This window comes from Candidatus Nitrosopumilus sp. (assembly GCF_040878665.1).
Lineage (GTDB): Archaea > Thermoproteota > Nitrososphaeria > Nitrososphaerales > Nitrosopumilaceae > Nitrosopumilus.
The window spans coordinates 22,505-33,688 of the sequence record NZ_JBBDLU010000009.1 but is presented as its reverse complement, the minus strand read 5'-3'; the positions used below and the strand labels follow the sequence as shown (position 1 = coordinate 33,688).

At 31.0% G+C, this 11,184-nt stretch carries 17 protein-coding genes and 1 pseudogene; 10 read left to right on the top strand and 8 right to left on the bottom strand.

Annotated features, from left to right (window positions below):
* The 3 genes and pseudogenes from WDZ98_RS09770 to WDZ98_RS09760 form a co-directional block, all read left to right on the top strand.
* Positions 1-181, top strand: a pseudogene (locus WDZ98_RS09770) (hypothetical protein); the annotation flags it as partial.
* Positions 182-215: 34 nt separating this feature from the next.
* On the top strand, positions 216-455 hold the full coding sequence (locus tag WDZ98_RS09765; protein ID WP_368057900.1) for a hypothetical protein: 240 nt from the start codon (positions 216-218) through the stop codon (positions 453-455).
* Positions 449-667 carry an Lrp/AsnC ligand binding domain-containing protein gene (locus WDZ98_RS09760; RefSeq protein WP_368057902.1) on the top strand — a complete coding sequence of 73 codons (219 nt, stop codon included), beginning with the start codon at positions 449-451 and terminating at the stop codon, positions 665-667. Before WDZ98_RS09765 ends, WDZ98_RS09760 begins: the two co-directional genes overlap by 7 nt.
* A gap of 70 nt (positions 668-737) precedes the next feature.
* On the opposite strand, the gene WDZ98_RS09755 is transcribed toward WDZ98_RS09760, so the two are convergent.
* Positions 738-1,574 carry a hypothetical protein gene (locus tag WDZ98_RS09755; RefSeq protein WP_368057904.1) on the bottom strand — a complete coding sequence of 279 codons (837 nt, stop codon included), beginning with the start codon at positions 1,572-1,574 and terminating at the stop codon, positions 738-740.
* Positions 1,575-1,659: 85 nt separating this feature from the next.
* Here WDZ98_RS09755 and WDZ98_RS09750 point away from each other — a divergent pair, with 85 nt between their 5' ends.
* Positions 1,660-2,151 carry a hypothetical protein gene (locus tag WDZ98_RS09750; RefSeq protein ID WP_368057906.1) on the top strand — a complete coding sequence of 164 codons (492 nt, stop codon included), beginning with the start codon at positions 1,660-1,662 and terminating at the stop codon, positions 2,149-2,151.
* Between the two features lie 571 nt (positions 2,152-2,722).
* Here WDZ98_RS09750 and WDZ98_RS09745 read toward each other — a convergent pair.
* Genes WDZ98_RS09745 through WDZ98_RS09730 form a run of 4 tightly spaced genes read right to left on the bottom strand, consistent with a single transcriptional unit; the run spans position 2,723 to position 5,385 of the window.
* Positions 2,723-4,501: a DNA polymerase gene (locus tag WDZ98_RS09745; protein ID WP_368057908.1), complete on the bottom strand. Its 1,779-nt coding sequence runs from the start codon at positions 4,499-4,501 to the stop codon at positions 2,723-2,725.
* The gene (locus tag WDZ98_RS09740; RefSeq protein ID WP_368057910.1) at positions 4,480-4,803 is read right to left on the bottom strand and encodes a hypothetical protein; all 324 of its coding nucleotides are present in this window, start codon (positions 4,801-4,803) and stop codon (positions 4,480-4,482) included. Before WDZ98_RS09740 ends, WDZ98_RS09745 begins: the two co-directional genes overlap by 22 nt.
* Positions 4,804-4,819: 16 nt before the next feature.
* Positions 4,820-5,155, bottom strand: coding sequence for a hypothetical protein (locus tag WDZ98_RS09735; protein WP_368057912.1), 336 nt, complete (start codon positions 5,153-5,155; stop codon positions 4,820-4,822).
* Positions 5,152-5,385 carry a hypothetical protein gene (locus tag WDZ98_RS09730; protein WP_368057914.1) on the bottom strand — a complete coding sequence of 78 codons (234 nt, stop codon included), beginning with the start codon at positions 5,383-5,385 and terminating at the stop codon, positions 5,152-5,154. The genes WDZ98_RS09735 and WDZ98_RS09730 overlap by 4 nt, the downstream gene beginning before the upstream one ends.
* Before the next feature lie 72 nt (positions 5,386-5,457).
* Here WDZ98_RS09730 and WDZ98_RS09725 point away from each other — a divergent pair, with 72 nt between their 5' ends.
* A complete protein-coding gene (locus WDZ98_RS09725) occupies positions 5,458-6,318 on the top strand; it encodes a hypothetical protein (protein ID WP_368057916.1) in 861 nt (286 codons plus the stop codon).
* A 115-nt stretch (positions 6,319-6,433) separates the two neighbouring features.
* On the top strand, positions 6,434-7,222 hold the full coding sequence (locus tag WDZ98_RS09720) for a hypothetical protein (RefSeq protein ID WP_368057918.1): 789 nt from the start codon (positions 6,434-6,436) through the stop codon (positions 7,220-7,222).
* A gap of 35 nt (positions 7,223-7,257) precedes the next feature.
* Here the strand turns inward: WDZ98_RS09720 and WDZ98_RS09715 are convergent, their stop codons facing one another.
* Positions 7,258-7,551 (bottom strand): hypothetical protein, encoded by a 294-nt coding sequence (locus tag WDZ98_RS09715; protein WP_368057920.1) that lies wholly within the window; start codon positions 7,549-7,551, stop codon positions 7,258-7,260.
* A gap of 219 nt (positions 7,552-7,770) precedes the next feature.
* Here WDZ98_RS09715 and WDZ98_RS09710 point away from each other — a divergent pair, with 219 nt between their 5' ends.
* A complete protein-coding gene (locus WDZ98_RS09710; RefSeq protein WP_368057922.1) occupies positions 7,771-7,992 on the top strand; it encodes an SHOCT domain-containing protein in 222 nt (73 codons plus the stop codon).
* Positions 7,993-8,010: 18 nt separating this feature from the next.
* Here WDZ98_RS09710 and WDZ98_RS09705 read toward each other — a convergent pair whose 3' ends face one another.
* Positions 8,011-8,496: a hypothetical protein gene (locus WDZ98_RS09705; RefSeq protein ID WP_368057924.1), complete on the bottom strand. Its 486-nt coding sequence runs from the start codon at positions 8,494-8,496 to the stop codon at positions 8,011-8,013.
* 100 nt (positions 8,497-8,596) lie between these two features.
* On the opposite strand from WDZ98_RS09705, the gene WDZ98_RS09700 reads away from it, so the two are divergent.
* Genes WDZ98_RS09700 through WDZ98_RS09690 form a run of 3 tightly spaced genes read left to right on the top strand, consistent with a single transcriptional unit; the run spans position 8,597 to position 10,020 of the window.
* The gene (locus WDZ98_RS09700; protein WP_368057926.1) at positions 8,597-9,304 is read left to right on the top strand and encodes an HNH endonuclease signature motif containing protein; all 708 of its coding nucleotides are present in this window, start codon (positions 8,597-8,599) and stop codon (positions 9,302-9,304) included.
* A gap of 41 nt (positions 9,305-9,345) precedes the next feature.
* Positions 9,346-9,711 carry a hypothetical protein gene (locus WDZ98_RS09695; protein WP_368057928.1) on the top strand — a complete coding sequence of 122 codons (366 nt, stop codon included), beginning with the start codon at positions 9,346-9,348 and terminating at the stop codon, positions 9,709-9,711.
* A 48-nt stretch (positions 9,712-9,759) separates the two neighbouring features.
* The gene (locus tag WDZ98_RS09690; RefSeq protein WP_368057930.1) at positions 9,760-10,020 is read left to right on the top strand and encodes a hypothetical protein; all 261 of its coding nucleotides are present in this window, start codon (positions 9,760-9,762) and stop codon (positions 10,018-10,020) included.
* Positions 10,021-10,058: 38 nt separating this feature from the next.
* Here the strand turns inward: WDZ98_RS09690 and cas1 are convergent, their stop codons facing one another.
* Positions 10,059-11,129, bottom strand: coding sequence for a CRISPR-associated endonuclease Cas1 (gene cas1 / locus WDZ98_RS09685; RefSeq protein ID WP_368057932.1), 1,071 nt, complete (start codon positions 11,127-11,129; stop codon positions 10,059-10,061).
* Between the last annotated feature and the right edge of the window lie 55 nt (positions 11,130-11,184).

The following is an 11,184-nucleotide window of genomic DNA, read 5'->3' as shown; positions in this document are numbered from 1 at the left end:
AACACCTGCAACATCTAAAGACGTTAAATCTAAAGGAAAATCCAAAAAAATCAAAGAAGAACCAAGTGATGATATGGGAATTGTTATTGTTGATGATGATATAGAAATTGATCAAGAAAAAGTAAACGAAGAAAGACGTGCATATTTAGAAGAGGCTCGCTCCCAAGAAGCATTTGACTAGGAATCTTTATCAGATTCGATAACATACACTATACATGCGTGCATTGTGTCTGATTACGGTTAAACCTGGTAAAGTAGACTCTGTCGTTGAAATTTTAAAGAAAAAACGTAAAATTCTAAAACAGATAATGATTGTCTCTGGAAGAGCAGATGTTAGTGTTCTTTTGCAAGGAAATATTGACGAAATCAATAATATGGTAATTGATTTCAAAAAAATCAAAGAGATTGTAACTACTGAGACATTGATTGAAGTGGAGGTTAATTTAGGATGGTAAGAGCAATCATTTTAGTAAAATCACCAAAAAAACTCATAGCTGCTAGATTACGTAAGATTACTTCTATAACCGACTCTTTTCCTACCAGCGGACAGTTTGATGCAGTTGCCATAATTGAGGTCAAAGAGCTAGGCCAGATAAAAGAAGTGGCAAATCAAATCCAAAAAATCACTGGCGTGGATAGAACTGAAACCATGATTGAAGTTCAATAAAAAAGGGAATCCCCCCTCTTTGTGAGTAAAATTGTGCTGTATCCAGAAAGACAGCATAGATAAAATTTAATTATTGTGGAAAGAGTTCTTTTTCAAATTTTTTAAGATCTGCCAATAATCCTAAAACATCATCTTTAGTCACTTTAATATCAAATCCCCCATGCTCAATTTTATTTCGCACTTCTCTTAGTGCAGAAGATTTGAAAAAAGATACATTAACCGTTCTCTTTTCATCTGATTGAATTTTCTCAGCAAGTAATTCTACTAGTTGTGCAAAATTGTTTCCTTTTTGTTTTAGAAATTGTTCGATTTCAGGCTTTGTCATTTTTAAATCTATGAGTTTTTTCTTTACAAGATTTTCCTGTGTTGCTAAAAGAGATACTGCCAGTGGCCATTGAAAATCAGAATTGAAATGTTTTCTTACGATGGCATCAATTTCAAGTAACGGCCAAATTTCTACAAAATATCCAATCATCATTTGAAATAATTCAAGTTTAGAGGTAAAATCAACAAGAAACAATCTAGAATAATCGTTTCCATCTAAACCCAGTTTCTCTATTTTCTTACCAACATTGTCTATAAAATCGTCTTCAGGTTCCATTGCCAATGCAAGACTATTTTTAAAATCTGGATCAGTATTTTGAGGAGATGTGTCTAAAAGAGCATTACTGTTGTTTTTAGCTAATTTCGATATTTCAACTCTTCTACCATCAATGAATTTATCAAAAGTCTCACTGTTCATGTTTTTGACAAGATCAATATAGCGAAGAAGAGCTTTTTCATAGGCATCTGTTAAGACATCTGCCTTTGCTCTAATCCCGTCAGTATTCTCATGTGTTTTTAGAACTTTTTCTACTTCTTCATTTACGATTCTAAGAAAAGGATCATTTCCAAAAAGTTCTGACATGTTTTTCGAGAGTAACTACATGAATTAAGATTATCGTTTAGTGTGATAGATTTTGATTTTAATACCCCTATTCATTTCATATATTATGAGTAATCTATCAAATGCAAGTATTGTCATAGTAGTAATTGGAGGAATACTTGGACTTGTATTTTATGTTGTTAGTTCACCAACGATTATGATAGCAATGAATCATCCTGATTCTACACTTTATGGAGGTCAAGATATTCCAATTTCAATATATTCTGAGAATAATCGATTATGGTCACAAGTATGTTTTAGAATAGAAAATCAAGGGCAGGCAATACCTTCAGGCGAGATTCCTGCTAGTAATTTTCAAGTTTCTATAAACACAAATGCCATTTGTGAAGAATGTAACTCATTTACTAATTTCCAAACACTTGGAGCTCAAGAGTCTAAGGCTTATTGTGAAAGAGTGAAGATGCCTTTGAATTCAAAAGAATTAACTTTTGAGATAAATGCAAAATATGATGCAATTATACCGAGAACAGTTGGCAATACCTTTGTTTGTGAGTTAACAGAAGTAGGAGATACAGAGAGCAAATTTGTTTGCAATTAGATATTTTTAAAAATATTTTAACTTCTCTTCTAATATAATAGTTAATTCTTCAATAGATTTTTTTAAAATTTTCTATGTTGTTCTATTTGCTTATATGTGAAACATTAAGTCATTAACACAATCTTTGTATTTTTTCTTTTTATCATTGTAACAATACACAAAAAATAGCGTCATTCACGCCTGAAAACCGCATTAAATCAACGAATTAAAACAATCAACGAATGTGCTAATGTTTTACAATTACAACAACGAATGATCAAAACATAAAGTCAATGGATGTAGTTTAATTTTGACATTACAGATGCTAAAAATAACTTTAAAATAAAATAATTTCTAAATGAAACAATATTGTTTTGCATATTATCAAAATTCACGCCTGATTTTAAAATGATTTTAGTAAAATTTCATGCCTGATTTTATAATAATATTGAAATGATTTCATAATTACGCACAGAATATTGTTTTAAGGGTTATTTTATAATGATTGAATTATAGTAAAATTTTATAAAAATTTTTAAATCACCTAATTTTGAAATAATTTCAAAATAAATTTTATTTCAATATTTCAAAACTAGATGTTATCTTTACTTATCCAGTTTAGTGATAACGGCATTGAATCATTGAATGATCCATCATTGATTCCAGTTAGTTTTTCAACCCATTGTCTCTTTCTGTCTGCATTGATATTGATTTCCTTGACTTTTGGTTTTATCTTTCCAATATCTGAGATTTTATTTTGAATTATTGCCATCTTTAGAGTAGTGTTTCTTTTCTCCAGATATTTTATGAATAACTTTCCATCCTTCTCAAATGTATCCAGATGCTCAATATCCTTGCCATTTAGTTTTCCAAGACCCCTCTTTTTCCATGAATTGAATCGATAAATTCCATTTTGTAACACCTCTACGTCATCTGCCTCATTATCAAATGAAAATTCACCTAGTTTAGTAGAATCTATGTCCAATTTACGCGTAGAACAGATAGAATCTGTAGCAAAAAACACTACATCACGCTCAATTCCATGCTCTTTTACCATGTTGTATAGTTGTGCACGTGTGTATCCCGTGATATGTGAAAAAATTACAGGGATGAAGATATTTCCAGATATCCTGTTAGTATTTGCACCTGTCTTTCCGTATATCGCGTTGAGAATTATCTTTAATGGTAACTGCATTGGATTGTTTTGTTTTTTTAATGTCATTCTTTTTTCATATAAATTTTCAATAAATTCTCGATATGGTAAATGATTTGTTTTTGGAATAAATTGAAAAGAGTCTAGAATCTTGTACCATTTTTTTTCACATGCAAGTAATTCTGGCAATGTAACATATGTCTCAAATTTGCCTGATGGAAAAAGTACAGTTCCATTTGCCTTAAATGGAAATGCTGGAATATATTTTTCATCAGGAATGTCTGCCAATATTCTAAAAAATCCAATCTTTGCATCTTGATGTACTGATTTTCTATGCAACCATTTGCCATTGTTTAGATCAGGAATATTTGAAAATGCGTTAGGGTATGCAGAATTAATATCATATAGATACGCTTTTCCAATAAACCCACGTTTTAGAATCTCAAAGCGACCACCAAAACTTGAACGGTACGCCAAGTCTTGAATTGGATATGGTATGGAGTTGAACTTTGGGATATCAATTCCATGATTGAATAGAACCTTTTCTGCCAAGTATCCTGAGCTAATCCATCTCTTTGGATAAAACAAAAATGCATCATGAAATATTTTCACCCAATGCTGTGAGAGTTCTTTTGTCATGATGCAGTCATCAATACAGTATTGTCTTACTTTGTTTGTGTGCCTTCTATAGTACGTAGGTGAGAACTGGTCTCGTTTATCTTTCATTGCAAGGTATTGCTCGTCTAGTTTTCTGATATTTTTTTGATATGCGTCAACCAGACTGGATTGGTAAAATTGTGCAATGTCAAAAAATATTCGAGAGTGATGACCTTTGGATACGCGTAGCCTCTTTTTTGGGATGTAATCTAGAGTATAATCATTATATGTGAAATGAAGATTTTTAGTAGTTTTGAAGATATTCAGTCTATTTCCTAATAGTTTTAGAATCACCCCTGCATCATACTCTATATTGTAAAAGAAATTCCAAGCATTCTCAAATTTCTTTGAAAAGAGGAAATTAATGACTGAATTAGGCGTAATTTTATCCAAATATCGCCCATCAGAGTCGGCAATTAGGAATATGTCGCCATTCCAAGTCTCAGTGTCTACGCCATGGATGTCATGCAGATAGGTTTGTGCAAGGTCTCTGTTTTGTGTTCGCCCCGTGTATAACTTTGAGAGATCCTTGTAATCAGTTATCCCGATGGAGTCTGCCATATCACATCAGGTATCTTGCTTGGTTTTCCTTGACGTCTCTTGGTTAGTTGTTTGCGAATTTCACCATATGACAAATTTGGATAGTTGTTTCTTATTTGTCTGATATAGTTGTGATATCTTTTCAGTTTTCCAGACCGAGATTGGTTTGGTTCTTTTTTTGATTTGCTTTTCTTTGGAATTTGTTTTTCTAGTCTTGCAAGTTGTTTTTTTATTCTTTCTCGCAGTATCTTTACTTCCTTGTTGTTTGGAAATATTCTCAGAGCAACTAGTCTTTGTTGTAGTTTTTTTATTTTTTCATTCATTAGTATCACCAAAAAATTAGAGGTTCGTCCTGAACCGTCTAATTGGAAAACCATTTTTGGACTCTCCAATCCAAGTAAATAACTTGAATCTGGTATCTTTTTTGATCTTCTTTTCTCTTACTCCTTTGCTCCACTGATTAAACAGTGATGCATTTAGAGATGTATTGGACTTGAGAGGAAGAATCCTGTATTCTAGTCCATTTACTGTTTTTAGTAACACTTGAACGTTTACAGAATATTCCGTGTCAAATGTAACAAGATCAGAGACTTTGATTTCCAAAACATCGGGATTATTCTCATCATGAGATGTATAATCACCCCACTTGATGTATGGAATTGGTTCTGTACTCATTTTCTTTTGCCTCCTTTTTTGAGAGACAGTTTGAGAAATTTCTCTCCGTTTTCTTGTACTAGTTCTACATTCATTGTAGATGAACGTCCTAGATTTGCTAGTGCTGTTTTTGGAATTGCAATCACCTTTGAAAAATTTTGACTGCTAATTTTCCTTGTACCAAAATCAGTAGTTACAGCATTTGAACGACTGATTTTCTTTGTATTTTTTAATGATTTTTGCTTGTTCAATGAATGATTTTGCTTGTTTGCTGTTAGGTAGTTTTAATTAGAAAACTCGATGACCTAACTCTGTGCCTATTTATGCATGAGAGAAAAACAAAACCAGTCAAAAAACTCGATTACCCAAAATTGAGAAGAAAATTCTACTATCCAAGAAATAATTACAGAACAGCGGTAAAAATTATCAAGTATCTTGAGATACACAGATTTCCCACGACAAAAATGATTTCAGATGCCACTGTGAACAATCACCATGATACAAAAATAACTATGGAGTTTCTCAAAAAATTAGGATATGTTGAAGAGTATCGAATTGTTGTAAATTCAGATCATAAATGTATGCATTGCAAAAAATCTTCACAATTTGTAGTTTCTGCTGATTCAATACAATCGTCACTTGAAATATTAGAAAATAACCATCAGGCAATGATTAGAAATAAATCAAAACCAGATTTTAAACGAAAAGACTATTTTCCATATGAAAAAGATCATGTGCTGGGAAGATTAGCTTGGATGGAATGTAAACAATGTCAGAAACATGACGAATCTGCAAATGAAATTCTTTTTAAAATAAGTCAAAATAGATTGTGGACATTAACTAATCGTGGAAAATATATTTTCTTAGTATTGTTTAAGGATGAAAAACTAACAAAAATTATCAGAGACAATTTGGATGTAAAAATCTTTGAATTAATTTATGCATTAAAACAAAGTGCTGAAAAATTATCTGTAAAAAATTTAATTTCAAAACTAAATCGTACAAAACATGATGATGATGAGTCAATATTTGAAATAATACTTTCAGAATGGTATGAAAGTAATTTTGAAAAAGTTATGAATACAAAATATTCTGATTCCTTACACCAACCACTAATAGATTATCAAGAGAAATACAAATGGGAACATATGGGAAAACACATACAAAACACACGTAAAGGCTAACTGTTGATTTTGATACTGGTATGCCGTGAAGAACTTAAATGTCATATTGAAAGTAAGCAAATATGATTGAGATGATTGATGAGTATTTGAGATTAAAAGGAACTAATTCCATACCATGACTTCTATATCATTTACAAATGAAGATGCTAGAAAATTGATGTTAGACCAAGTAGATTTTAAAATGTGTCTGGCCAAACATTTTCTTTTGAAAATTCCCTCACAAGTATCCCTTGACTTTGATATTCAACACACAAAATTAGAGTCAAATGTTGAATCCTTTTTGTTTTTTTCAAATTCAACAATAGAAAACTTGGCTTTTAAAATAAATTTATTTTTTGAACAACCTATCACCTCTAGCAAATATGTGACAAAGACTGTTGAATCTACAAGTTCTCCAATAAAAAATACGGTTGGTGTAAATAGAAGTGGCTTATGGTTTGATGATATTACCATCTATAAATTAAGAAATAAATTAGATTCTTCTGTAGATGAACAAAATAAAGTCATACAAATAATCAACAAATATTTCTCGAATCCTGTTGAACAAACATCACAATTTGATTTTACCAATTCATCGTTATTTTTGTTAAGAGAATTAAGAAATTTCATTGCCCATAATCCAATTATTAATCGTCATGCAGTTAGAGGGACAGAAACAAAAACATCGTTACTATTTCGCATAATCTTCCAAAAATATTCTCCCGAACAGCCCCAAAAAAATGTACCAGAAGTAATTGGAACTAAAATTGCTTTTATTGAAGATAATCCGAATCAATTTTTTAATGAACTATATTCTAAATTAGATCAATTTATTGACGAAATCGTTTCTATTGTCCAATATCCGCATAAGACTTCTTATCACAAGACAATATCAAACTCCGAATTGGAATCTTTATTATCCTAATTTCTTGTAGTGATTTCAATTAAAAAAATTGAGAGTTAAACATCCTCTCCGCATTGCATACAGTATACTATTCCATTAGGATCGGCATCATGCATTTTTTTGGGATGTCTACATTTTGTCTTGTATTCTGATGTGATTAATTCAATCAGTTTTTCAAGAATCTTGTTTTCTTCTTGTTGTACTTCTCTCATCCTTCTTAATAGTCTGGTAAAATTGTCATCTGGAGGCATGGCAATAGTTGATTCATACCCTTTTACCTTCATTTTACCAAGTTTTCTGAGTACATTTGCCAGTTTTAGAATCTTGAATGAATTTTGAGTTTTTGTCATTAATCTTTTATTGATTTCAAGTTTTCAAGGATTTCCAACACGCTTAAGTTCACTATCTTTGAAGAAAATTTGTGAGTTTTAGAGCAAGCGTATTTTCAAGAAATGAACTAGTGATAATCACAGGAATGTCAGTTACCGCTTCATCAATTTTGTATGTTTTTTATTTTATTGGAAGATAAATTTCAATACGCTTAAGTTCATATAAAAATTTAGAATTGTATGTTGGAACATACTTTTTTACAGAGTATTCTGGGAGTTGGAATTATTATTGCAATAATTATAGGCATAATCGTAGCAATAATAATAATTATTATTAAAATTTTAAAGAAACTTCCAATTGGAGATGCAAAACGTAGAGGGCATTTGAAAGATAGATTAGTCAATGGAGAAATAACAAAAGAAGAATATGATAAACTAAAGAAACAACTAGATGAAAGTTGAACCTTACATTCTAAACTTTTACTGTTTTAGATATTCGATAATTTTGTATTCATCAATACACGCAATCAATGTGCACCCTTGAATATTCTTCATTGCTTGTGTTAATCCTATTTGATTTCTCCAAATTTTTTCTGTACCATCTTTTTGTAAAACATCATCTAATATTACCACTTCACAAGCAGTTACTGTTTGAGTGATTGTCCATTTATCCAAAATCTCTTTTGCTTTACCTTTTGCATTGAGTAACATTTGATCATGAATACCTGAAATTAGAATTTGATTAATTCCAATATCTTTAGCCTCACAATAATCAACTCCTGCTTTCAAAATATTTGGAGCTTGTTCTATTACAACGTCTTTGATATTTTCAGCATTATCTTGAATCACATTATTTTGAAATAATGGAATAATTACTCCAAAAATCAAAACTAGTATAACAATTCCAAGCAAACCATACTTGAGACCTAAACCTAGTCCATCTCCAATGTCAGATATAATGCCCATAATCCCATTCTGAATTATCGCGACTTAAGCGTATTGTGGATTATGCCAAAAATTGTGTAGATTAGCAAATGCTTAAGTTCATAAATAATTGAGATAGATTATGGGGTTTTTCAAAAAAACAGATTATGAAAAACATGCCGAAAAATTACACAACAAACTTTCACGAATTATCAAGACGATGGATTCCAGAGAGTTAAAAGACATTTGTCAAAAAGTCATTGGAAAATACCCAAGAGAAGGAACTAGACTTTTTGATTCAGAATATAACTTAATCCAAAAATTTGGATATAAAATTTCTCATACTGATTATATGTTATATTTTTCACATTATCGAATACAAGGAAAATTTTCTGATTTAAAACTTGCAAAATATTTAATCATGCGAGACATTCTAGATAAAAATGATCCAGATTATGAATACCTAAAACAATTTGCTAAATCAGAAGATCAATTAGATTATCAAATCCCCCGTAATAATTTTCCCGCTACCGTCAAGGAAGCAATTAGAAAAATTCAACATAATAGATGTGCCATTCCACATTGTACCAATACTGAATATTTTGAATTTGATCATATCAAGGGTAGAGATGATAATACATTATCAAATTGTCAGATGTTGTGTAAATTTCATCATCAAATGAAAAGTAATGAAGATGCTATCAAGAAACGAATAGAAGAAAATTTGAAAGACGGTGGAACTGTTAGAGATATTCACATTAAATCTAGACCATCTCAAAGAAGAAGTCCATCTAGAAAAACATCAAGAAGAACTCCACATAAATCAAATTCTAGAAGACATAGACGATAAAACTCCAATACGCTTAAGTTCATAAAATAGTTAGAGACAGTATGGGAATATTAGATAAGTTCAGAATAAAAAATGCTAAACGAACTAGCCCTTATGGAATTATGAACAAAGAAATCCCATGTACTGGAGTGTCTTTAGATGATTTAAGCAAACTGGATTCAAAGAAACTTGAAAAAACAGTTAAAAAAAATGTTAAAGAACATACTAAGAATTTAGATAAATTATCTCATGATGATTTGAAAGACACGCGTGAGAAAATCAAAAGAGAGTTAACACCTAGGACACAGATAGCTCCTCAATATAGAACATTATGGGCAGTTAAAAACCAAAAAATTGTGCTTTCTGAACTATCTATTTTGCTTGGTAAAATAGAAGAAGAAATAAAAAAACGAAGAAAAACATCTTAATTTTTTAATTTTCAATATACTTAAGTTCATAATTCTTATAGAAAATGTATGGATGTAAGAACTTGTCCTAAATGTGAAAGAAAAGTTGTAGATAAATTAACTTGTGGACATTGTGGTAATACTTCTTCATCTTCGCATGATTACATTAAAAAAGTTCCACTCCAAAATGTATTCAAAGTAGATGACCAAGGAAATCCATTAAATGACGAATGTGACTTTATTCAACCTGATGATGAATCTGAGAACTTGTTTTTAGATGATAATGAAGATAATGTTGATGAACCTGATACCGATGAATATAATGTTTGATGATTTTCTTATAGGTTTACCTGTAGACAAAGAAAAAATTAGATTCTAAACTCATCACTTTTGCCATTACAAAAGTCAGATAAATTCTGAATCACTATTTTGACTATTGTAATTTCAGCACAATTAGACAACCCATTTTCTTTTTTCATGCCGTTTTTCCTATCATACTCTCTAGTCTTTCTAAAATCAACTTCAAGCATCTCTAAGAACTTTTTGACCAGTTCGGTATCCAATAAAACCATGCCTGATTTATCGTGTTTGATATAGTCAGTTTTCTTGATTTGCAGTTTCTTGTTTTTGGCATTGCCTAGCCTATACACAGTCTTTTCCACAATCCATCGGAATGGCTCAATCAAGTCATAAGTTAGCGATTGGAAAGATTCATGATTTTTGTGATAAAATGAATAGTACGGATCAAGACCAATTCCTACAATCTGTTTGGTAATTTCTCCAGCTAGAACTGTATAGCCGTAATTCAAAAGTGCGTTAATCACATCAGTTGCATTTTGTTTTGTATTTCCTACAAATCCACGCCTTGAATCAAAACCATATTTTTCATCAAAGAAACTAGTATACAGTTTGAAATATTCTCTACTCACATGAGCTTCGACAGTAACCATTTTTCTCAAATCAAGATTTGGAATGATTCTTTGTTGTTCTTTGAGAGTTGAGATGACCTTTGTACAATCTTCATTCAGACTGGATAAAAATCTGATCTGGCTTTCAAACTTGGCATGCAGTAACTGTCTTTGAAGATAGGTTGCTTTGGTATCATCTCGAAACGTATCGTACTGACTCATTCTATTTCTCGAACCAATCCCTGAGACCATAGGGAAATTCATCGATGATACTGCATTTCCATACGAATCAGTCAAAATGATATTTACATTATTTTCAGATAATGACTTTATTGATTCAGTAGAGAGGATGCCTCTTCCAGAAATGACTATTCTTTGATACGGGAATCGAGATGGAAAATAAGATTCTATTTCGTGCTCTTTTTCGTAAAAATGTCTGCCGTTTTTTAAAACTATTTGATTGTCTTTTAAAGTAATTCCAATGCCATAACCCCTTAACAGTTTCACTCGATGTGTTGTTGCATTTTGCATAATGTTGATTATAATTTTGGAATAAAACAAATTTCCAACAAATCATACTGTTTTG